General features: G+C 46.9%; 22 protein-coding genes. 14 read left to right on the top strand and 8 right to left on the bottom strand.

Annotation, left to right across the window (positions count from 1 at the left end; all coding sequences use genetic code 11):
- The first annotated feature begins 24 nt into the window (after nucleotides 1-24).
- From CXK86_RS09370 to CXK86_RS09415, 10 genes are all read left to right on the top strand, one after another.
- On the top strand, nucleotides 25-555 hold the full coding sequence (locus tag CXK86_RS09370; RefSeq protein WP_047843541.1) for a DUF5590 domain-containing protein: 531 nt from the start codon (nucleotides 25-27) through the stop codon (nucleotides 553-555).
- A gap of 302 nt (nucleotides 556-857) precedes the next feature.
- A complete protein-coding gene (locus tag CXK86_RS09375; RefSeq protein ID WP_017687748.1) occupies nucleotides 858-1,385 on the top strand; it encodes a hypothetical protein in 528 nt (175 codons plus the stop codon).
- Nucleotides 1,378-2,880 carry an AAA family ATPase gene (locus CXK86_RS09380; RefSeq protein WP_047843540.1) on the top strand — a complete coding sequence of 501 codons (1,503 nt, stop codon included), beginning with the start codon at nucleotides 1,378-1,380 and terminating at the stop codon, nucleotides 2,878-2,880. Before CXK86_RS09375 ends, CXK86_RS09380 begins: the two co-directional genes overlap by 8 nt.
- Before the next feature lie 133 nt (nucleotides 2,881-3,013).
- Nucleotides 3,014-3,886 (top strand): 3-hydroxyacyl-CoA dehydrogenase family protein, encoded by an 873-nt coding sequence (locus CXK86_RS09385; RefSeq protein WP_017687750.1) that lies wholly within the window; start codon nucleotides 3,014-3,016, stop codon nucleotides 3,884-3,886.
- The gene (locus tag CXK86_RS09390; RefSeq protein ID WP_036671987.1) at nucleotides 3,883-5,088 is read left to right on the top strand and encodes an acetate/propionate family kinase; all 1,206 of its coding nucleotides are present in this window, start codon (nucleotides 3,883-3,885) and stop codon (nucleotides 5,086-5,088) included. The genes CXK86_RS09385 and CXK86_RS09390 overlap by 4 nt, the downstream gene beginning before the upstream one ends.
- Nucleotides 5,089-5,189: 101 nt before the next feature.
- A complete protein-coding gene (gene asnS, locus CXK86_RS09395) occupies nucleotides 5,190-6,485 on the top strand; it encodes an asparagine--tRNA ligase (protein ID WP_017687752.1) in 1,296 nt (431 codons plus the stop codon).
- Nucleotides 6,486-6,505: 20 nt separating this feature from the next.
- Nucleotides 6,506-7,210 (top strand): DnaD domain-containing protein, encoded by a 705-nt coding sequence (locus tag CXK86_RS09400; protein ID WP_076250018.1) that lies wholly within the window; start codon nucleotides 6,506-6,508, stop codon nucleotides 7,208-7,210.
- 247 nt (nucleotides 7,211-7,457) lie between these two features.
- On the top strand, nucleotides 7,458-7,958 hold the full coding sequence (locus tag CXK86_RS09405) for an RNA polymerase sigma factor (RefSeq protein ID WP_237174728.1): 501 nt from the start codon (nucleotides 7,458-7,460) through the stop codon (nucleotides 7,956-7,958).
- Nucleotides 7,951-8,403 carry a hypothetical protein gene (locus CXK86_RS09410; protein ID WP_047843538.1) on the top strand — a complete coding sequence of 151 codons (453 nt, stop codon included), beginning with the start codon at nucleotides 7,951-7,953 and terminating at the stop codon, nucleotides 8,401-8,403. The genes CXK86_RS09405 and CXK86_RS09410 overlap by 8 nt, the downstream gene beginning before the upstream one ends.
- A gap of 37 nt (nucleotides 8,404-8,440) precedes the next feature.
- Nucleotides 8,441-9,730 carry a multi-tm2 domain protein gene (locus tag CXK86_RS09415; protein WP_076250019.1) on the top strand — a complete coding sequence of 430 codons (1,290 nt, stop codon included), beginning with the start codon at nucleotides 8,441-8,443 and terminating at the stop codon, nucleotides 9,728-9,730.
- Nucleotides 9,731-9,893: 163 nt separating this feature from the next.
- Here CXK86_RS09415 and CXK86_RS09420 read toward each other — a convergent pair whose 3' ends face one another.
- The 7 genes from CXK86_RS09420 to CXK86_RS09450 form a co-directional block, all read right to left on the bottom strand.
- Nucleotides 9,894-10,547, bottom strand: a complete 654-nt coding sequence (locus tag CXK86_RS09420) for a methylthioribulose 1-phosphate dehydratase (RefSeq protein ID WP_076250020.1) — start codon at nucleotides 10,545-10,547, stop codon at nucleotides 9,894-9,896.
- A gap of 3 nt (nucleotides 10,548-10,550) precedes the next feature.
- On the bottom strand, nucleotides 10,551-11,228 hold the full coding sequence (locus tag CXK86_RS09425) for a 2-hydroxy-3-keto-5-methylthiopentenyl-1-phosphate phosphatase (RefSeq protein WP_076250021.1): 678 nt from the start codon (nucleotides 11,226-11,228) through the stop codon (nucleotides 10,551-10,553).
- Entirely contained in the window at nucleotides 11,225-12,448 is a 1,224-nt protein-coding gene (locus tag CXK86_RS09430) for a 2,3-diketo-5-methylthiopentyl-1-phosphate enolase (RefSeq protein ID WP_076250022.1), read from the bottom strand. Before CXK86_RS09430 ends, CXK86_RS09425 begins: the two co-directional genes overlap by 4 nt.
- On the bottom strand, nucleotides 12,445-13,305 hold the full coding sequence (gene proC / locus CXK86_RS09435) for a pyrroline-5-carboxylate reductase (protein WP_036671976.1): 861 nt from the start codon (nucleotides 13,303-13,305) through the stop codon (nucleotides 12,445-12,447). The genes CXK86_RS09430 and proC overlap by 4 nt, the downstream gene beginning before the upstream one ends.
- A gap of 36 nt (nucleotides 13,306-13,341) precedes the next feature.
- The gene (locus CXK86_RS09440) at nucleotides 13,342-14,589 is read right to left on the bottom strand and encodes a glutamate-5-semialdehyde dehydrogenase (protein ID WP_036671975.1); all 1,248 of its coding nucleotides are present in this window, start codon (nucleotides 14,587-14,589) and stop codon (nucleotides 13,342-13,344) included.
- Nucleotides 14,590-14,647: 58 nt separating this feature from the next.
- Nucleotides 14,648-15,751, bottom strand: a complete 1,104-nt coding sequence (gene proB, locus CXK86_RS09445; RefSeq protein ID WP_047843533.1) for a glutamate 5-kinase — start codon at nucleotides 15,749-15,751, stop codon at nucleotides 14,648-14,650.
- Between the two features lie 361 nt (nucleotides 15,752-16,112).
- Nucleotides 16,113-17,321, bottom strand: a complete 1,209-nt coding sequence (locus CXK86_RS09450) for a pyridoxal phosphate-dependent aminotransferase (RefSeq protein WP_101313630.1) — start codon at nucleotides 17,319-17,321, stop codon at nucleotides 16,113-16,115.
- A 260-nt stretch (nucleotides 17,322-17,581) separates the two neighbouring features.
- Here CXK86_RS09450 and CXK86_RS09455 point away from each other — a divergent pair, with 260 nt between their 5' ends.
- The 4 genes from CXK86_RS09455 to CXK86_RS09470 all read left to right on the top strand — a co-directional run bounded on the left by CXK86_RS09455 (nucleotide 17,582) and on the right by CXK86_RS09470 (nucleotide 21,573).
- Nucleotides 17,582-18,577 carry an ABC transporter substrate-binding protein gene (locus CXK86_RS09455; protein WP_101313631.1) on the top strand — a complete coding sequence of 332 codons (996 nt, stop codon included), beginning with the start codon at nucleotides 17,582-17,584 and terminating at the stop codon, nucleotides 18,575-18,577.
- A 201-nt stretch (nucleotides 18,578-18,778) separates the two neighbouring features.
- Nucleotides 18,779-20,401, top strand: a complete 1,623-nt coding sequence (locus CXK86_RS09460) for an ABC transporter substrate-binding protein (protein ID WP_101313632.1) — start codon at nucleotides 18,779-18,781, stop codon at nucleotides 20,399-20,401.
- Nucleotides 20,402-20,474: 73 nt separating this feature from the next.
- Nucleotides 20,475-21,296 carry a carbon-nitrogen family hydrolase gene (locus CXK86_RS09465; protein WP_101313633.1) on the top strand — a complete coding sequence of 274 codons (822 nt, stop codon included), beginning with the start codon at nucleotides 20,475-20,477 and terminating at the stop codon, nucleotides 21,294-21,296.
- Between the two features lie 91 nt (nucleotides 21,297-21,387).
- Nucleotides 21,388-21,573, top strand: a complete 186-nt coding sequence (locus CXK86_RS09470; RefSeq protein WP_017687767.1) for a hypothetical protein — start codon at nucleotides 21,388-21,390, stop codon at nucleotides 21,571-21,573.
- Between the two features lie 233 nt (nucleotides 21,574-21,806).
- Here the strand turns inward: CXK86_RS09470 and CXK86_RS09475 are convergent, their stop codons facing one another.
- Nucleotides 21,807-22,727, bottom strand: a complete 921-nt coding sequence (locus CXK86_RS09475; protein WP_036607891.1) for a LysR family transcriptional regulator — start codon at nucleotides 22,725-22,727, stop codon at nucleotides 21,807-21,809.
- Nucleotides 22,728-22,745: the final 18 nt, after the last annotated feature.

A 22,745-nucleotide genomic window follows, 5' to 3' on the forward strand; every position in this document is an offset into this window, starting at 1 on the left:
TCATAGGGAAAGGAAGTTCGGCTTTTGAAGAAAAAAAAGAAGTGGATATGGATTTCGCTGCTTGCACTGGTTCTGATTCTGTTTGGACTTCAGCGTTATTACGTTCATGTCACGCAGGACCAACGCAAGGAAGAAGCGCTCGCCATACAAGCAGCACAGGAGCAACTGGGCATTACATCCTATGATGAATTGCGTAAGTACATCTGGGGAGACAAAGAAGGCTCTGACAACATCTACTGGACCCTGATCGGCAAAAACAAGGATAACCAGGATGTTATGGTCTGGGTTAAGTTCGACGCAAACAATCAACCGGTTAAGGGTGCAAACGCTGTACACAGTGAGCTGCTGCAGAATGGCATGTCCGAAGCGCAGATACGCAATCGCTTCAGTTCTGAAGTTCCTGCCGGTGAGATTAAACGAATCATGCCCGGAGTTGTGAATGGAATATATGTGTGGCAAGTGTATTATAAAGACGGTACGCATAACCACTATCGCTTTTATCGTTTTAGCAACGGAGAACAGGTGGACCTGGTCTACACACTCCCGAACAGCTAGAACAAATAGAGTGACATAACTAGAGAATGTAAAGAAATGAAAGAACCGGCAGACGGATATCCGACTGAACCGGTTCTTTGTGTTGCCTGTAAATATATTTGATTTAAATAGTTAAAATTAATAATTTATTCATATTTTCGCCTTCGAAATTGTATATACGATGTGATATACTCAGATATGTACTCAAAGTTACATTCAAAAACAAATAATCCTGTCGAAATTCTCGCAGGAGTCAATGTGCACATATTCGTATATACCAATAAGCCAGTAGGTTGGGCCAAATTCTGGGAGGGGTAATTCACTTGAAGCTAAAAGTATTGCCTATTGCTTTAACTGCCGTCATTTCAGCCGTTGTGTTGTTTGGAGGTTGGTTTGTATATCGTCAGGTGGCTGTGCAGAATCCGATTGAAAAAATGGTAACCCAGTACGATGGAGTCAACGACGTTCAATTAACTATTAACCGCAATGACGTACAATTGAAACTGGATCTGCAACCTGATGTTGATTTGGGCAGACTGGTACAATATATTCACAAAGAAGGACAGACCCTGATTGGAACACGCTCACTAAAGTTGGATGTTGTGGATCATTCCAGTGAAGCACTGGAAAGTTGGTGGGGGGATGCGATGTTCACCGTAGCTCAGGCGATGGAGAACAAGCAATACACCGAGATTACACCAACGTTGTCCAAGATGGCGACGAATGGAATTAAGGTAAATACAGCGATGGATGACAACAATGTATATGTCAGTCTCAGAGACGGAGATGCCAGCAAGTTTATTATTCTGCCGCGTGTGCCCGGTCAGATAGGAGTGTGGCCTAATGCCTAAGTGGACAAAAGAAGTTGCCATCGGATTTTTTCCCGTATTGATTATTTTCCTTGCTTTTACTGGTGTTAATATTGTTCCGATCCTGATTGCAGCAGTGCTTGTCGGAGCTTTGCTGTTCATGATGCAAATGCGTGGCGGGATTACAGTAGGCGCTGCACAGGAACGTAAACGGAAGAAAAAAGGACCTTCCAAGCTTACTTTTGAAGAAATTGGCGGACAGGACAGTGCCAAGCAGGAATTGCGTGAAGCGCTTGACTTTCTGATCAAACATGAAGAAATCCGGAAGTTCGGGATTCGCCCGTTAAAAGGGATCTTGCTGACGGGCCCTCCAGGGACAGGGAAAACGTTGATGGCCAAGGCTGCTGCCCATTACACCGATTCTATTTTTGTAGCAGCATCGGGTAGTGAGTTCGTGGAAATGTATGTTGGTGTGGGTGCCAGCAGAATTCGGGATTTGTTCAAGGACGCGAGAACCCGTGCCACCAAGGAAAATAAGGAAAACGCTATTATCTTTATCGATGAAATCGATGTCATCGGGGGGAAACGTGAGGGTGGTCAACAGCGTGAATATGATCAGACCCTCAATCAGCTCCTGACGGAAATGGATGGAATCTATTCTTCCGATACGCCAAGAATTCTGGTTATCGCTGCAACGAACCGTAAAGAGATGCTGGATAGTGCCCTGACGCGACCGGGACGTTTTGACCGCCACATTCAAGTGGACTTGCCTGACAAAAAGGGCAGAAAGCATATTCTGGAACTGCATGCGGTGAACAAACCTCTGTTGAAGGAAGTTAATCTGGAGAAAACAGCGGAAGAATCATATGGTTTCTCCGGTGCACAGCTCGAAAGTGTGATGAACGAAGCAGCAATATACGCCATGAGAGACGGGCTGTTAAACATTGAACAGCGGCATTTGTCCCTGGCTATTGATAAAGTCATGATGGGTGAGAAGACAGACCGTGAGTCCAGCGTGGAAGAGAAGAAAAGGGTCGCCATTCATGAGTTGGGACATGCCATTATGGCTGAACTCGTTCGTCCAGGCAGTGTTAGTCAGGTGGCACTTAGTCCGCGTGGTCAGGCGCTGGGATATGTACGTCATAACCCGCAACAGGAACAGTTCCTCTATACGAAGCGCTTTCTGGAAGAGCAGATCATGATTGCACTCGGAGGAGCAGCTGCGGAGGAAATGTACTACGGTGGTCGTTCCACGGGTTCACGCAATGACTTTGATCAGGCAACCAATGTTGTACAGACGATGATGGCTTCGGGGTTGACTTCACTTGGGATTGTGAACATGGATATGGTCACAACCGAGGAACTGATGCGAGAGAATAAATTAATTCTGCAAGAACTGATGGAGCAGACAAAGCGGTTACTTGAAGAACAACGGACAATTTTCGACAATTCACTCGACATTTTGATTCGTGAGGAAGTTTTGTCTGGCGAACAATTTCGTTGTCAATTTCGTGACAGTGCCCTTCTACCAGCATAATTTATTTATGCTGGTTATTTTTTTTTACATTTCACTCGTGCTAAGATATTATTATATGTTGGGTCGAAATTTGTAATTTTCGGCGAACAGGGTACAATAGAGAAATAGAGAACCGAAAGGATGGAGCAGAACCATGTTTTTCAAAAAAATAGGAGTTGTCGGCGGCGGTACGATGGGGCAAGGTATTTCCCAGATGCTCGCAGCCAAAGGACTTGATGTGCTTCTCGTGGAGCATACAACACAAAAGCTGGATCATGCATATGACATGATCGAAACCAATCTGGATAAACAACTGGAGAAATGGGCGATTACAAAAGCGGAGAAGAAATTAATTCTTTCCCGTATTACCAAGGTAGCTCATTTAGCTGAACTTGGAACTTGCGACATGGTCATTGAGACAATTTCAGAGGATCTGGATGCGAAAAAAGCAGTATTCAGCCAACTGGACCAAGTTTGTCCAAGCAATGTCATTCTGGCAAGTAATACATCCACGCTGAGTTTGACCGAGCTTGCAAGCTCGACCAAATACCCAGAGCGTGTTATTGGTATGCACTTTATTCACCCGGTATCCCGGGTTGATCTTGTAGAGATTATTCGTGGACTGAAAACTTCGGATACAACATTCGAAGAGACCAGACGTTTTGTTGAAGAAGTAGCGGACAAAAAAGGAGTCATGATTTATGAATCCCCTGGATTCGTAACTTCCCGTCTGATCTGCCTGCTGATTAACGAAGCGTTGCATGTATTGCAAGAAGGTGTTGCATCTGCTGAAGATATTGATGATGCAATGCGTATCGGATACAACTTCCAACATGGACCACTCGAAATGGCTGACCGTTTCGGATTGGATTCTGTTGAAGCTGCACTCGAAAGAATGTTCCGTGAATTCGGAGAATTGAAATATCGTCCTTCTACAGTCCTGAAGAAAATGGTGCGTGCAGGACACCTGGGTGCCAAAACAGGCGAAGGATTCTTCAAGTACGACAAGGATGGTGACCGACTGTGAAAGTACTCGTAATTAATGCGGGGAGTTCCTCGCTCAAATATCAACTGTATAATATGACTGACGAATCTGTACTGGCTAAAGGTTTGGTAGAACGGATCGGAATGGATTCCTCCATCCTGACACACAAACCGACAGGCCGTGAGGATGTTACAGAAGTTAGTGAGATTCTGGAGCATACAACAGCGATCCGTAAAGTCATTGATATTTTGACTCACAAAGAAAATGGTGTACTGGATTCTGTAAGTGAAATTCAAGCTGTTGGACACCGTGTTGTTCACGGTGGTGAAGCATTTAAAGAATCTGCATTGGTAGATGATGCTGCCAAAGCTGAAATTCGTCGTTTGTTCGACTTGGCTCCACTTCATAACCCTGCAGCAATGATGGGTATTCGTGCGGCTGAATTAAATATGCCTGGTGTGCCACAGGTAATGGTCTTCGATACGGCGTTCCATCAAACGATGCCGGAAAAAGCATATCTGTATGCTATTCCGCGTGTACTTTACAAAAAATATAAAGTACGTCGCTACGGCGCACATGGTACTTCCCATGATTTCGTAAGCAAGGCAGCTGCTGAATATCTGGATCGTCCAGTGGAAGATCTGAAAATTATCACTTGTCACGTCGGTAACGGCGGTAGTGTAACAGCAGTTAAAGGTGGCGTATCCGTGGATACTTCGATGGGTATGACTCCGCTTGAAGGACTGATGATGGGAACGCGTTCTGGTGACCTTGACCCAGCCATCGTACCTTATGTAATGAACAAGGAAGAACTGAGCGTAAGCGAAGTGAACTCCATGTTGAACAAACACAGTGGATTGCTTGCGATCTCCGGAATCAGCAGTGACATGCGTGAGATTACGGAAGGTATGGAGAATGGCGATGCCAACTCCACGCTTGCTTTTGAAATGTACGAGTACCGTCTGCGTAAATACATCGGCTCATATGCAGCTGCAATGAACGGTGTAGACGTGATCGTCTTTACGGCTGGTGTAGGTGAGAACTCCGTTGTACTTCGCCAAAAAGTATGTGAGCAGCTCACTTATCTGGGTGTTGAACTGGATGAAGCGCTGAATGCCATTCGTTCCGGCGAACCACGTCGGATCACAACAGCGAATTCCAAAGTGGAAGTTCTCGTTGTGCCAACTAACGAAGAATTGGTAATTGCACGCGATACACACCGAATCGTATTGAATTCTCAGTAATCTAACTGTAAAGTAAATATAGAATGACAAGGAAGTGCAGAGGACAGGCATAAGCCTGCCCGCTGCATTTTCAAATTCAGGAACCAAGGGGAGATATGGGCATGAATACGAATTGTGTAATTCGTAATGTGAACGAGCATGTGGGCGAAACCGTAACAATCGGTGCCTGGATTAACAACAAACGTTCCAGCGGTAAAATTCAGTTTTTGCAGCTGCGTGATGGAACCGGATATATCCAAGGGGTTGTTGTGAAAAGTGAAGTTAGTGAAGAGATCTGGAACAATGCCAAGAGCTTGACACAAGAAAGCTCTTTGTATGTTACAGGTATTATTCGTGAAGAACCTCGCAGTGCGTCCGGTTACGAGATGACTGTTACAGGGGTTGAAATCATTCACCTGACTGAAAACTATCCAATCACGCCTAAAGAGCATGGTGTTGATTTCTTGATGGACCATCGTCATCTGTGGCTTCGTTCTACGAAGCAACGTGCTGTTATGGTGATTCGTGCAGAGATTATTCGCGCTGTTCAGCAGTTCTTTGATGGTAACGGATTCACACAAGTTGATCCTCCGATTTTGACACCATCGTCTGCGGAAGGAACAACGAACCTGTTCCACATCAAATACTTTGATGAAGATGCTTATCTGACACAAAGTGGTCAATTGTATATGGAAGCCGCAGCCATGGCGCTGGGTAAGGTATATTCATTTGGTCCAACATTCCGCGCAGAGAAGTCCAAAACACGTCGTCACTTGATTGAGTTCTGGATGATTGAGCCGGAAATGGCATTTGTAGATCACGAGGAAAGTTTGCGCGTACAAGAGAAATTTATCGCTCATGTCGTTCAATCCGTGGTTAAAAACTGCCGTGCAGAACTGGAATCTATCGGTCGTGACGTATCCAAACTCGAAGGCATCGTAGCTCCATTCCCGCGTATTACGTACGATGAAGCAATTGAATTCCTGCATGGACAAGGCTTTGATATTCCTTGGGGAGAAGACTTCGGTGCACCACACGAAACAGCAATTGCTGAGAAGTACAATACACCCGTCTTTATTACGCATTACCCTGCTGGAATCAAGGCTTTCTATATGAAACCAGATCCAAATCGTCCTGAAGTTGTTCTCTGTGCTGATATGATTGCACCAGAAGGCTACGGAGAGATTATTGGCGGTTCGCAGCGTATCGATGATCCGGAATTGATGCAACAACGTTTTGAGGAGCACAATCTCTCGGATGAAGCTTACCAATGGTATCTGGATTTGCGTAAATACGGATCGGTTCCTCACTCCGGTTTCGGTCTGGGATTGGAGCGGACGGTAGCATGGATCTGTGGATTGGATCATGTACGTGAAACAATCGCATTCCCACGTATGCTCTATCGTCTGTACCCTTAATGTTTAACCGAGGAGCGTCTATGGAAGACACCACATCCAAAGCTTGGTTGGATGGAGCAGCTTATGGCATGACTTCGGGTACAGCCCATCTGCCGTATGCCTTGTTACGTTTTTATCACCAGCTTGGTCTATCAGATGCAGAAGTGCTTCTTCTGATTCAACTGCTAGGGTTCCGTCAGGCAGAGTTCAATGAGTTTCCCACGCTTGAAGAGCTTGCGGCGCGCATGGGACTTGCACCTGAAGGCATTGCCAGAATGTTGCAACGTCTGATGAGGGATGGGTATATTGCTATTGACGAGCACCGTGACGAAGAACGGGACATCCAGTACGAGCGATATGATTTACATGGATTATATGCCAAGCTTGCAAAGTGCACTGCTGAAGAAGTAGCCGCATTCCGTGCGGAGCAGCAGAGTAACAATACAGCACGTCAAGATTCGAACAGTGTTCAAAAAGAAGAGGAAGAACGGAACATGTTCTCCATCTTTGAAAAAGAATTTGGACGTCCGCTCTCTCCAATGGAGTGCGAGACGATATCCGGCTGGTTGGATCAGGACCGTTATCAAGAGGAATTGATTCTAATGGCTCTGAAGGAAGCGGTTTTTGCAGGCAAAGTACATTTCCGGTATATCGATCGAATCCTGCTTGAGTGGAGTCGCAATCGTGTCAAGACCGTTCAAGACGCGAAGGCGTACACACAGCGGTTTCGTAATGGTGGACGTTAATTCCAGCGTAGGCAGGGACAAGAAACAGGCCAGAAGTCATTCTGTGCCTGTTTTTTTTGGATTAAAGATTGGATGAGTGATCAGCAACATCAACCTTTCAGGCAATGATTTCATTTTGTTTTACAAAAATTTGATAGATCACGCAGGGGTTAACGCACAAGCTGTCGTCTATTGTATTGGAGAGGAGGGGAGAGTTATTGATGAAGCGCGCGTAATCGAACAAATCCGTCAAGGAGATACATCCCAGATGCGTACTCTGATTGATAAATATAGCCAGCATGTATACCATGTGGCCTATTCCGTACTCAGGAACGATCAGGAAGCACAGGATGCAGCTCAGGAGGCGTTCATACAGATGTATAAGTCTCTCCCCGACTACCGTTCTGAAGGTTTCAAAACGTGGTTAACCCGAATTGCCTTTCACAAAGCGATTGATGCCAAACGCAAGCTGGGCAGACGAACTGCTGAGGATCTGGGTGGAGAAGAAAAAATAATCAATATGCCCGGACGGGATGAAGACGTTCTTACCCGTCTCGTTCGTGAAGAACGTCAGGATAAACTTCGCGAACGAATTAATCAGTTGCCTGCTCAGCATCGTGACATTATCACTGCGTATTATCTAAGCGAAAAAAATTATGAGCAGATTGCCAGTGATGCACAGGTGGCTGTGAAGACTGTGGAATCCCGCTTGTATCGTGCCCGGCAGTGGATTCGAAAAAATTGGAAGGAGGATGAATGGTATGAGTAAACAGGAGAAGTATACCGCTGCACAATGGACCGATTATATTGAAGGCCATATGAGTGAAACTCAAGCGAACCAAATGGAACAGCTTCTGATGGAAGATCCGGATGCGATGGACATCTATCTGGAAGCGCTTGGTATCCATGGAGAACTGCCTCCGCTACATGACCCAACAGGGTTTGCGGATTCAGTCATGCATCGGATTGAGGGCATTCAATCACCCAAGGTACAACGCAAATCCCGTGCTGGGCGAAACCGGCGCTGGCTTGATCATAAAGTGTTCCATTACGCGGTAGCAGCCTGTTTGACATTGATCTTCCTCTCGTCTGGACTTTTTGACAAGGTAGCACCATATCACAAGTTCCAGGATGGCGACCACAGAGGGTCATTTACCGAGAAATGGACGGAGGCAGCCACTTCATGGCTGGATAACCTCAAGCCTAAACCATAAATGGTTTCGCATTGCCTGAAAAGAAAGGATGACGACTGTGCACTCAGATCGTAACAAATTACTCGCATTTCTATTAAACCTGATACCCGGTCTTGGTTTTATGTATTGGGGTCGAGCCGCAAGAGCCGTAATCTATCCATTGCTTTTCTTTGGAACAGCTGTTGGCTCGTTCATGCTGGCCATGTTGGTGAGTGAGAGGGAATTGATGATTTTCGGGGCTTTGGGGGCCATATTCTTCTGGTGTGTCAGCATGCTGGATATGATTATCGTTCTGCTCCGTGCCCCTTCACTGCATGATGCTCATTACCAAGGTTATGGGGCACATTACGGTGGTCTCCATCAAGGCCCCGCTTACAAGGAAGCATACGCTGGTCAGGAAGGGCATCTCGGACAGATGGAGCAGGAGGAGCCACATCAGGATCATGGTGGAGTGTATGGTATGCCCGAGGGGCCCTATGGTCAACCCATGTACCGAAAAGGCAGTGAGGGTGAACGGTTCTTCACCATTTTGCTCTCATTTGTTCCGGGATTGGGACATCTTCATCTGGGATTGTTACATCGCGGATTGTCGTTTCTGATGGCGTTCTTTGGTTCATTTGCCATGATGGTTTTCGTGGCTTCGATCACCAATGAATCGGTATTTTTGATGTTTCTACTCATACTGCCTGTAATATGGGTATACTGCATGTTTGATGCGGTGCAGCATGTCCATCGTAAGCAGGCTGGTGAGGTGTTGCAGGATCGGACATTGTTCGAAGAATTGGAGATGGGCAGAGTAGCCGGACGACGTAGCAAAGTGCTTGCAACGCTGCTATCCGCTTTTCCAGGTGCAGGTCATCTATATCTGGGATTGCAAAAAAGAGGCATGCAATTGATGTTCCTGTTCCTGGGCAGCATCTATGTTCTCGACCTGCTTCACTTATCGGTGTTTCTGTTCATGATTCCACTGATCTGGTTTTACAGCTTCTTTGACGGGCTCCAGTGCTCCAGTCGCTATGGACGCGAGCCTTTGGTTGATCAACCGATCTTCAAGGACTGGGCCCGCCATCAGCGTCTGATTGGATTCGGGATTGCCGCGCTGGGTCTATATTATCTGACGATCCGGCTTGTCATTCCACAGCTAAATGAGCTGTTCCCTAATGCATTTATGACATACGAGATCCGTTCCTATTTGAACACTGTCATTGTATCCTTGCTGCTCATTTTTGGCGGCTTGAAACTGCTGTTTGGCAAGCAACGGGGGACGGGTATCCAAAGTGCTGCTCATCGAAATGATGAGGGAGCAGACAGTCTCTTTTTATTCAAGGATCGGGATGATCGACTGTAATTTACGATCCAAGTTGAATTAAAGATTAGTTACACTGACACTACGATGACAGAGCAACCTTTCAATCGCTGTTATCCCATAACAGAAAAACACGCCAAGGGCTATGTATATCAGCCTCTGGCGTGTTTTTGGTTGTACAGCTTTGATTTCGAATAAATGAATGCTATTTCGTAGCGCCCTTCAGCAGAAGTTGACGGTACATCACTTCGAACAGGAACTCGAACGCTTCCAGATGACGTTTCGCTTCAAAAGCATCCTTGCCCCACGCATATATGCCGTGGTTACGCAGCAAAATTCCTGGTACGTTGGCATCAAGTACACCTGGCACCAATTCAGCGATAGATGGAATATCTGCAAAGTTAGGCAGGACGGGTACACGAATCTCCGCATTTTCTTCCCAAATGTTGAAAGCCTTGATCAATTCGATTCCTTGAATCGGTACGTGTCCATCTGCTCCAAAGAATTCACTGATCAGGTTGTTAAACACAGTATGCACGTGGAATACAGCACCACAACCCGTCAAACGATAGATTTCGCAGTGAATCAATGTTTCGGCACTTGGTTTCAACGTTGTTGTCTCAATCGCTTTGCCGTGTTTGTCCACAAAAAGAAAGTCTTCCGGTGTGCGAAGAGATTTGTCTTTGCCTGAGGCGGTAACCGCAAAATAAAATTGCTCCGTGTCAAACTCTCCTACACGCATCGACAGATTGCCACTTGTTCCGGGGAACCAGTTACGACTGGCGAACAACGCTTTAATATCAGCCAGTTCTTCAAGGACCTGACGTTTGTGTTCCAATGTAATCTTTTCAAAGCCCATCGTTTACAGCACTCCTTGTGTTTGCTTCTGTTTCATATCTTCGATGATATCGTAAAAGGTAGCGAATGGCACATGGTCCACACCAAGTTCAATACATTTGTCCGTCAAAATGGAGCGAGAGTAGACAAGATCGGCAATCTTTGCACCCTCAAAGTCTGTCAGACTGTCTCCAATGAGGATTCGATTGTATTGTTCTTCCGGGAAGGTACGAATCACGGTTGTTTTGCACATGCCGCAGCCATTCTCACAAGGAGGCTGACAGGGATTCGGCCATTCAATCTTAATGGTTTCACCCGAGAAGTCAGCTCCATTGCAATAGACATGATCCTTAGGGATATCGAATGGCGCGAGTAAGGGTTCGATAAAGAAGTCCATACCACCGCTGGTTACATTGAATTCAATCCCTTCGCTGCGAACGTAGTCAAGAAACTCGCTGAATCCTTCACGGATCCCCGCTTGTCCAAGCACAAATTCCACAATTTCATCTTTTTGCGATGCAGGCAACAGAGCAAACATGGCTCCAACACCTTCACGCAGCGAGATGTTCTGCTCAATCGTATCTTTCATAATCGCTTCAATGCCCTCAGGTTTGAAATGTTTCATGATCGCTACAATATTGTCCGAGAGGGTAATCGTACCGTCAAAATCACAGAAAATGACTGTTTTTTTATCACTTCTCATCGTTCGCCACCCCACAGATCCAGTGCGCTTTTCAGTTCCGGATGATCTGTTGCATACTGAGCAAGTGGAATGGAACGCTGAGCTGCCTCAATGGCTTGCAGGAATGCACGTCCGCCTGCTTCAGTTCCCATAGGATGCCCATGAATACCGCCACCAGCATTAACGATGACATCCGTGCCAAAGTCGCGCAAAATAAGCGGTACAAGGCCTGGATGGATACCGGCTGAGGGTACTGGCATGCTGGTTCTTACAGGAAAATCAGCTGTCAGTAATTGCTCTGTGATTGCCATATTTTCTTCCTTCGGCATCGTTACTGAACCATAAGGAGAAGGGAAGAGCACCAAATCGGCACCCGCAAGACGCATCAACTGGCCAAGTACAACCGAAGCTGAGATGCCGTAATGTGGTGAAGGATACAGTGCACCTGCAAGTGCAGGGTGCGCCATAATTGGCACACTGATATCTGGATCACTGCTGAGTTCATGCAGGACATCATATCCGTAGGACAATACGTTGAACAATAAGGCATTGGCTCCTGCGCCGATGGCACGTTCAGCTTGCTCTTTCAGACGAGATGTAGGCCCTGTGAGGTTGGTTGCATACAGAAGTTTCTTGCCAGTCTCCTGGCGTGCCTGTTCGGCAGCTTTCATGCAGACCTCGACTCTTTTTTCGATGGGAGTCAATTTATTCTCGAACAGAATTTCATCATCCTTGATCAGATCAACGCCTCCAAGGGCCTGACGAATAAATTGTTCACGCAGTTCATCTGCATTTAGCCCAATAACTGACTTGAAGATACTCATTAACAGTGGACGGTCGTGTACCCCAAGCAGATCACGAACACCAGTCAGTCCAAACTTGGGTCCAGGGAATGCACGGAGGAAACCATCCGAGAAACCAAGCTTTGTCAATTTGATCCGGCCATCCATTGAGATTTTGCCAAAGACCGTCACGAGCAGGGCAGGGATGTCACGACTGAAGTTAACATCAGGATATCCGATAGTAATATCGGCGTAACGCTCACCCGCAGCCATTCCATCAGCTTCATGTACTTCAACGCTTATTACTTCACCCAGATGTTTCTGCATCGCTTCACGCTGGGCTTGCGGCAACTCAGTCCAACTGCCCACGGTCATGCCAATCGCGATGGATTGAGCCTTCTTGCGAAAGTCTGCATGATCATCATGCAGACGATATGTGGCTGTGCACATGTTATTCATTTTAAATCCCCTTCCAAAGCAGCTCCCATCTCCCGTGAGCGCTCTGCACAGCGGTTGACGGCTGCGATTACATTTTCAAAGAAATCTCCTTCGTCCAGCGTTTTCAGTGCTGCTTGGGTCGCCCCTCCCGGGGATGTCACATCACTACGAAGCTTCATCGGTTCCAAACCGGTTTGTTGTACCATTCGTGATGCGCCAAGCACCGTCTGAACAGTGAGATCACGAGATTGCTGGCTGGATAAACCACCACGAATACCTGCGGCAATCATGGCCTCCATTAAATAGTATACATAAGCAGGGCCGCTTCCGGAAATCCCTGTGAGCACTTCAAGTTTATCTTCAGGCACGATGGTCACGATACCAACCGCTTCAAACATAGTCATCACCGTACTGCGCTGCTCATCCGTAATCTCCGCAGAAAAGGCAAGACCCGTTGCACCGAGTCCAATGGTACTGGATGTGTTCGGCATGGTTCTCGCGATCGGTTGTTTACGACCAAGCAAGGACTGCATCGTGCGGATCGATAATCCGGCAATGACAGATACGATCAGTTGATCAGGTGATAACAGCGGACCAAGCTCGCGCAGCGCTGCGGCAGCATCTTTGGGTTTCATACAGAGTACAATGACCGGAGTGGAGGCAAGGTGATCCAAGGATTGCGAGGCAGTTCCGGTATGTACAGCATAACGGGTGCTGAGCTCCTCCTGACGTTTCTGGTTGCTGCGGTTCAGCATCGTAATATCCTGAGGACGAACGACTAGGCGGGAGATCAGTCCGCGCACGATGGCTTCAGCCATCGCGCCTGCTCCGTGGAAAGTAATCTTCTGTTGTAGTAACGTCTGTTGCTCTTGACTCATATTTATCGTTCCTCCTATATAACTGTTGCTGGGATATTATTGACGGATCTGTCCATTGCCTGTAATACGATATTTGGTTGACGTCAGTGCTGGCAGTCCCATCGGTCCACGTGCATGCAGTTTCTGGGTACTGATTCCGATTTCGGCTCCATAGCCAAATTCAAATCCGTCAGTGAAACGCGTGGACGCATTGTGATAGACGGCTGCTGCATCCACATCATGCATAAAGCGCTCTGCATGGGCTGTATCCCGGGTTACGATACACTCGGAATGTTTGGTTCCGTAATGTGCGATGTGCTGCATCGCTTCGTCCAGGTTCTCGACCACCCGGATATTTAAAATATAGTCGTTGTACTCGGTCGCATAGTCTTCCTCGGTTGCCTCAAGGGCAGAAGGAACAAGACGGCGCACCGTGTCGCAACCTTTCAAGACCACATTGGCCTCACGGAATTGCTCGGCAAGAGCAGGCAGATGCTCTTCCGCGTATGCGGCATGCAGCAGCAACGTTTCCATGGAGTTACATACGGATGGACGTTGTGCCTTGGCATTGATGGCAATTTCGGCTGCCATAACTGGATCGGCTGATTCATCTACATAGGTATGACAGATGCCTGCCCCGGTTTCAATAACAGGTACTGTTGCATTGGCAACCACATTACGAATGAGAGAAGCCCCGCCGCGTGGAATGATGACGTCCAGCAGTCCGTTCAACTTGAGCATTTCATCCACGGAAGCACGATCCGCATCCTCAACCAGTTGCAAAGCATCAGCAGGCATGTCTGTCGTTGTGAGTGCCTGATGCAGCACCTCCACAATTTTACGATTGGAGGACAGGGCAGAGGAACCGCCGCGCAGAAGCACTGCATTACCTGTTTTAAGACATAATCCGGCTGCGTCTACAGTTACATTAGGACGAGCTTCGTAGATGATGCCAATCAGGCCAATCGGCACTCTTAATTTTTCAACATGTAATCCGTTTGGACGGGTAAATGTCTCTAACACTTCGCCGACTGGATCAGGCAGATCTGCAATCTGACGTAACCCTTCAGCAATGCCTGCGATCCGCTCTGGATTAAGTGCGAGACGATCCAGCATGGATTCCGGCGTGCCTTGTTCTCTGCCGCGTGCCAGATCTTCGGCGTTTGCCGTAATGATGGAATCCGTCTCCTTAATCAAAGCATCTGCCATGACACGCAGGGCCGTATTTTTCTGTTCTGTATTCAATCGGTTCAGCTGTGGAACCGCTGCTTGGGCTTTGCTGGCTTTTTCTCTGACTTCACTCATCGTAATTCCTCCTCATATATATAAAGTTGAGTATTCCAACCACTATATAGCTTCATGTTTATTTTAACGTAATCCATTCGTCTCTATGAATAACTTCAAGTCTGTGGATGCTAGCGAGTTGTTTCATCACTTCGCCACTGGGAAGTCCGGCAATGAGTCGAAGCTGGTCATCATCATAATTGACAATACCGCGACCGAGCAAGGTTTCATCCATTCCGATGACCTCTACGACGTCTCCGGCGTGGAACGTTCCCAGTACCCGCTTGACCCCTACAGGTAGAAGACTGTGCCCCCCATGGACAAGTGCTTCTTCAGCACCATCATCTACAACGACGGTTCCCAGCGGAGTAGACATGAAGCCAAGCCACTGCTTTTTACGGGATAACGAAGCGAGTCGTGTCTCAAAGTAAGTTCCTTTGCCCGTGCCATCAACCGCCTTCTGCATATCTCCGGGTTCTTTCACACTTCCCACAAATACAGGTACGCCTCCACGTGTAGCTACCTTAGCTGCATCTACTTTGGATCGCATTCCACCTGTACCAACCGATGATCCTGAACCACCGGCAAAAGCATAGATCTCAGCCGTGATTTCGGGGATACGGTCGTAACGCACGGCAGAAGGATCTTTACGCGGATCTGCGGTGTACAGGCCGTTGGTATCGGTAAGAATGATCAGATGCTGAGCCTTCACCAGATTTGCAACCAATGCGGACAACAGATCGTTATCACCAAACTTCAATTCGTCCACCGATACCGTATCATTCTCATTAAAAATCGGAATCACTCGCTGTTTGAGCAGCTCTTCTACGGTCATGCCTGCATTACCCATGCGTTTACGACTGTGAAAGTCTGTACGAGTTAACAGAATTTGCGCCGTAGTAACGCGGTGCGCTGCAAAAGCCTGTTGATATGCCTGCATCAGTAATGCCTGCCCAACGGCCGCTGCGGCTTGTTTCTCATGTAGCAGTTTGGGGCGCTGAGGGTAACCGATCTCCCGGAATCCGGCCGCTACCGCTCCTGAGGTGACCAGAAGTACTTCATGGCCCTGATCAGCCAATGCTGCAATTTCTCCGGCAAAAAAAGTGATCGAACTGCGATCCAGACCGCCTTCTTCCGTTGTAAGCGAGCTGCTTCCAATTTTAACTACAATACGTGAAGTCATGGTTTCACTTCCTTAAACATGATTAATAAGTGCTTCTGGAGCAGGCTTTAGCGGGTACAAAAAAAACTTCCGCCCTTTAGTTAAAAAGGACGAAAGTTCGTTACTTCCGCGGTACCACCTTTATTGATGATTAGATCATCCGGCTTCATGCCCTGTAACAGAAGGCACTGTCCTGCACGTAACAGGCCGCTCAGGGGTAGGTTTCAGAGAAGAGCCGCGGTAAATTCTTTCAGCAGGGTGGAATTTACTCTCTGGGCGCGACTGATATTCTCTTACTGGTCCCGTCATCACGTTTCGTTCAATATTTCTTATAACATACCATGGAAACTTGGCATATGCAAAGGGGTTATCGTCCTGTAAATTACTTGAATAAATTCAGCTTGCCAATCCGCTGGGCAGCTTCGCGTAATCGGTTTTCATCACTTAACAGCCCCGCGCGCACATAGCCTTCGCCATGCGAACCAAAACCAATACCTGGGGCTACGGCTACCTTGGCTTCTCGCAGTAACAAGTCTGCAAATGAAGCGGAGGTATAACCTGGAGGTACAGGTAACCAGCTGAAGAATGAACCTGCGGGTTTCGAAGCTTGCCAGCCAATCGAGGAAAGAGCGTCATAAAATGCATTGCGACGGGATTCGTAACGTGAAACGAGCGAAGTAACACATTCCTGAGAGCCAGTAAGTGCTTCCGTTGCCGCAGCCTGAATTCCACCGAAGAGACTGACATAGATATGATCTTGAAGCAGATTGATTTTAGAGACAATCTCTGCATTGCCAAGCGCGAATCCAACACGCCATCCAGCCATATTGTACGTTTTGGATAACGTATAGAATTCAATGCCCACTTCTTTGGCACCAGGGGCTTGCAGGAAACTTACGGGACGATGTCCGTCAAATCCAATTGCACCGTAAGCAAAGTCGCTGGCAATGACGATTTGATTTTGAATGGCAAATTCAACCGTATCTTCGTAGAACGAAAGGGGTGCCGTTGCTGACGTTGGATTGTTGGGATAGTTCAGGAACATCAGCTTGGCTTTCTCCCGATCTTCGGCTGTAACAGCTTCATAATCCGGCAGGAATGCATTGGACTCCAGCAAAGGCATAAATGACATGTTTGCTTTGGCGAGTGCAACACCAGACCAGTAATCCGGGTAGCCGGGATCTGGAACGAGAACGGTGTCCCCGGGGTTAAGCAGGACCTGAGGTAACTGAACCAATCCGGTTTTTCCTCCGAACAGAATGGCGACTTCAGTCTCGGGGTTCAGATCAACGTTGTAATCTTCCTTATAACGTTTGGCGACAGCTTCCTTCAGGAAAGAGTGCCCTCTAAAAGGGGAGTATTTGTGGTAGAGGGGATTCTCAGCCGACTCTTGCAGTGTTTTCACAATATGAGGTGGTGTAGGTGTATCCGGGTTCCCCTGACCCAGATTGATCACGTCATGTCCACTTGCGATTTCACGATTTACATTTTGAACAAGGGTAGCAAAAAATTGCGTTGGAAGCTGTGTCATCACATCAGAAGTCGGTATCTTAAAAGCTGAACGAGCAGATGTATGGTCTGATTGGGTCATTATTTTCATCACTCCGGTTATTAATAATGGCAAATAGTTCTCATTAATTTATCACGCCAATCCCGAGCTGTATAGAGGGAAATGCACTTGAATATACAGTACATAGGAGCAAAGAGCAGAGTATTGTACAAAACTGAAAGTGCTCATTTAGTTTTGTCCATTGAGCTGAGAGAAGCCATGTTTTATGATAATATCCGATAATGATAATCAATATCATTAATTTCTGGCACAACGCACATGATATAGGGGGAGAAATAGAAATGAAAAAGGGCATTCGAAATACGGGAGTATTATTAACGATCACATGGTTATCCATCCTGCTACTGGCTTGTGGAAATCAGGCTGCAACACCTGCTGCTGGCGCAGATGATTCCAAAGCAGCCACAGAAACGACAGAGATCCAAACTGCAACGGAAGAGACGAACGAGGGCGAGACCCGAATATTCAAAGACTGGACTGGCCATGAAGTTGAGATTCCTGTAAATCCGAAGCGAGTTATCTATCATGGAGAAGTTACAGGGGATCTGCTCGCGCTTGGTGTTGTTCCTGTAGGCATACTTCGTCAAGAGGGAACCGTATTTGATGATCAGGTTGCTCAGGCAGAAGATGTAGGATTTCCGATCAGTGTGGAAAAGGCGTTAGACCTGAATCCCGATCTGATTATTTTCTCCAACAGTGACGAGGGTCAATATGATCAGATCGCAAAGGTCGCACCCACAGTTACATTTGATTCGTTTGGTTTAATAGAAGATCGCATGCGTATCCTTGGCGATTTGTTGAATAAGAAGCAAGAAGCGGAGGAATGGGTTACGGCTCATCAAAAAGCGACGGAAGAGATGTGGACGCAACTTCATGAGAATGGATTAAAAGAAGGGGAGACCGCTTCGGTATTCACCATGTATCCCGGGAATCGTCTGTTTGTCATGGCAGGTGCAGGATTGCCACAGTTGTTATACGGAAAAGACGGGCTGAAGCCAACCGCGGAAATCCAGAAAGTATTGGATGAAGACATGGGATTTGTAGAGATTTCGACTGAAAAATTATCTGAATTTGCCGGTGATCGGATATTTATTTTGGATCCCGTGACCGACGATGCGAAACAATCCACCAAGGAATTGCTGGATAGTACAATCTGGAAGAACCTGCCTGCGGTGAAAGAAGGAAAAGTATATCGTTTTAATATCGTAAAAGCTTCTAGTGATGCTCTTTCCAGGGAGTGGCTGTTACAAGAACTGCCAAAACAGATGATTCAATAATGGTGACGAGCCAATAAGGCACCAGTAACACCTTTGAGTAATGCAGTTATAAAAAAGTGAAAGGGGCCTTCAACATTTCGTTGAACGCTCTTTTTTGCTGATTAAACTCATATCTGGATTATTAACAATTGCTCGCTTATAATCAGACCATACAGAATGATTGATAATTATTCTCATTTTAGAAAAACGAGGTGAACCGACATGCAGGCTTTGGATGCCGATGGGGGAGCGTTGTTCTTTTCAGCATTCATGTTTCGGCTGGATCATCTGGTACGTCGAATTGAACCACCTGAACAGGTGATGCTGGAAGTTGCTTGCGAGAAACATGCCTTCCTGATCTGTGAAGAAGGGGATGGGCGTTTATATATTGGGCATGAACAGTTTCCGTTTACTACAGGATGTGTTTATCCGCTTTCACCGGGAGAGGGGTACCAGATTGAACATCGTAATAACTCGGAATTAAAATATATCATAATGGCTTTTGATGTTATTCATGTGTTGACGGGTGATCCCGAACTCTTTACCCGCGCTCTATTTGAGCACAGAAACCAATTGAATGGTTATCCCTATGCTCCGTTAAGTGGGCTGCTGGAGCAAATGTATGTCATTCGGAATTATAAAACAGATGCTGAATACAGCCATCTGAATGCACAGTTCCAAAAATGGATGGAGATGATCATTACCCGGTACACTTCTCCAAAGACGGAACAGAGTATGGAAGCAAGGCTACACAGTACGATTCAGTATGTGGACGACCATTATGCTGAAGAAATCACTGTACAGAAACTGGCACGACTTGCGGAGATCAGACCTGTACAATATACGACCCTTTTCAGACAACTCACGGGTCACAAGCCGCTCGATTATGTGAATCATGTACGCATCAAACATGCCAAGGACTGGCTTCGCAAATCAGATGAACCACTTCGGGATATAGCGAGTCGCGTGGGGTTTAAGGATGAGTATTATTTCAGCAGGCGTTTTCGCCAAATGACCGGATTATCTCCTCGTCAATATGACAGATCGATTCAGCAGCAGACATTAGTACAAGATTGGTTGGGTCATGATGTGAATATTCCAGTAAACCCGGAGCGAATTATGTATTACGGAGATTCCGCTGGGGATATGCTGATGTTGGGCATTCAGTTGCTGGAAGATCGGACATATGACGCGGTCGCTCCGGTTAATGTGGAAGCCGCTGTTATCATGAAGCCGGATTTGATTATTTTTGATAGCAGCAATGAACAGCAGTATGAACAACTTTACCGGATTGCACCGACGCTTGCTTACAATTCACATGCCACGTTGGAAGAACGAATGCGCAGATTGGGCAGCTGGTTTGGCAGACAACCGCAGGCTGAACAATGGCTAACCTCCTATGCGGAGCGTACTGAGCAGATGTGGGCGAAGATCCATACTGTGATTGAAGAGGGGGAAACGGCATCCGTATTTACATACCATCGGGGTGCACGATTATTTGTTATGGGCAATATCGGTCTGGCGCCTATGTTATATCATCCAATGGGATTCAGTCCAGTTACCAAAGTGAAGGAAGCACTTGCGGCAGGTAGAGCCTATAAGGAAATTTCGGCTGAAGCGGTACGTCAGTACGCGGGAGATCATGTGTTTGTTATGCTGCCTGAGGAAGTTGTGGCAAGACAGGCTACAGAGATGCTGATGAAAAGTCCCAGTTGGCAGGCCCTTCCGGCTGTGCAGAATGGACGGGTATATCCTGTGGAGGAGTCAACATGGAATGTGGGTGATGCGCTCACGAGTGATCGATTGTTGACCCTGCTCCCTGAGTTGTTGTGTGCAGGTTTATAACAAAAACAGGCTTGCAGTCCTCAGGAGGATCAAGCTATGATAGCAGGTATTACGGTTCAGAGGAGTGCTTGTCATGACAGAAAAACAACAGGGAGAAATGCGTGTAGCCCTGATTCAGGGCGATATTCAGCTCGGAGACCCTGAGGCCAATCATAAACATATGCAGATGTTGCTTAAGCGTGCGGTAGAACAATATCCGGATCTGGGGCTGGCTGTGTTACCTGAGATGTGGAATACCGGATACGCTTTGACTCAAATTCATGAACTCGCTGACCCGGAAGGCCAGAAATCTCGGGAATGGCTGTCTGCTTTTGCTCAAAAACATCAAATTTCCATCGTTGGCGGTTCGATTGCCGAAAAACGGGATGGTCAAATATACAATACAATGTACGCTTATGATCGTGAAGGAAAACAGGTAACACGATACGATAAATTACATTTGTTCCGTCTGATGGACGAGGAGAAATATTTACAGCCTGGTGCGGAACCTGAAATTTTTGAATTGCAGAACGGTCTTACAGCGGGTGCTTCGATCTGTTATGACATCCGGTTCCCGGAGCTTGCCCGCACCCTTGCTTTGAATGGTGCCAAGGCATTGATTGTACCCGCCGAATGGCCGAAACCTCGTCTGCACCACTGGCGTACGTTGCTTACCGCACGAGCAATTGAGAATCAGATGTATGTGATCGCATGTAATCGTGTAGGTAAAGGGGGAGAGGCCGAATTTTTCGGACATTCCCTCATCATTGATCCTTGGGGTGAGATTGTGGCTGAAGGTGGCGAAGGGGAAGAGATCGTGACCGGAATTATTCGTCCATCTCTGGTAGATGAGGTTCGCGGACGTATTCCTGTATTTGAAGACCGTCGACCTGGCGTTTATTTTGGCGGAAAATAAAAACTGAAATAAAATTCTTCAGAAAAAGTGTTTATTCTTCCAGGACGCGGGTAATGATAACTATCCCGTCACCAAGGAGGATGATCAATCAATGGACAACCATGTGAAAGATACGCTCAGGAGACTGGAACAGGATAACACAAGGGAAGATCACTTAAGGGCATTCTTAGAGAATGGAGCAGGAGGGCTATCACCCCCTGATTCAACTGTTCAGGACGAAGGCCGTGTCATGAATCAGCAAAACAGGCTGACAAGCGATCGTAATTTGCGTAAATAAACCGCCAGACATGAAGTTTTCTTATGTACGTTTCTACGTTAACATTATAAATTAGCATTGAGCTAAACAACTTAACAAGCAACATTGTACTGTAACCAGTTACTGTGATTGCAATGTAAGAACTCTATCCTGCGGATGCGGGAAACGAGTATATGACAAAGGCTTGGCCCATAAGGGTCAAGCCTTTGTTTTGTTTCAGTATGAAATGTACCCATACCCATAGGAGAAATTTTTTAGTCTCCCTTTGACAGTTCGGCCACGGTTTGTTGAAACGTATGGATGAATGCTTCGGCTGCCTTCGACAGCACTCTTCCTTGACGATAAGCCACAACAAGTGTTCTGCTAGGAGTAGGCTCAGCAAGTGGCACATACACAGGCACGAACTCACTGCGCGGCGCACGGGCGATAAAGCGTGGAACCAGTGTAATGCCCATACCAGTGGCGACCAGCGACTGAACGGTTTCAATATTTGTGCTCTCAAACACAACTTGGGGATCAAAACCAGCCTGCTCACAGAGATCAAATGTAAGTTTGCGGAAGCCCTGCCCTTTTTTCAACACAACAAACGGTTCATCCCGAAGCTCTTCAATTCGCACAGGAAGCGGATGTTCCGGATCTGCCCTGCGTGCCAAAGGGTGATTCGGGGGAACTGCCAGATCAATCTTTTCCTCTCCAATGGCAACATAGGCGAGACTTGGCTCTTGTAAAGGAAGAGATAACAGACTGAGATCTGCTTTGCCACTTGCTGTCAATTTCTCAAGCGTAAGCCCGGAGTCTTCCAATAAGGTAACCTCAATCTCGGGATAAGCTTGTTGGAACGCAGGAAGCACGTGTGGGAGCAGGTGTGATCCCGTGATCGGCATGCTGCCTACAACGACTTTACCTTTGCGAAGCTGGGAGATATCGGACATTTCCTGACGCAATAGCTCCACAGCATCTACGATCTTCTGGGCTTGCTCGACAAACGTAACACCCGCATGGGTTAACTCCACGGTACTTGTATTACGCTGAAACAGTAGCACACCCAATTCTTTTTCCAATTTGGATAATTGCTGGCTTAATGAAGGCTGGGCAATATGTAGCTTCTCTGCTGCCCGGGAGAAATTGCGTTCGGCCGCAATTTGCAGCGTATATTGAAGTTGTCTGAATTCCATCGTCATCGGTCATTCCTT

This window comes from Paenibacillus sp. BGI2013 (genome assembly GCF_002843485.1).
Classification (GTDB): Bacteria; Bacillota; Bacilli; order Paenibacillales; family Paenibacillaceae; genus Paenibacillus; species Paenibacillus amylolyticus.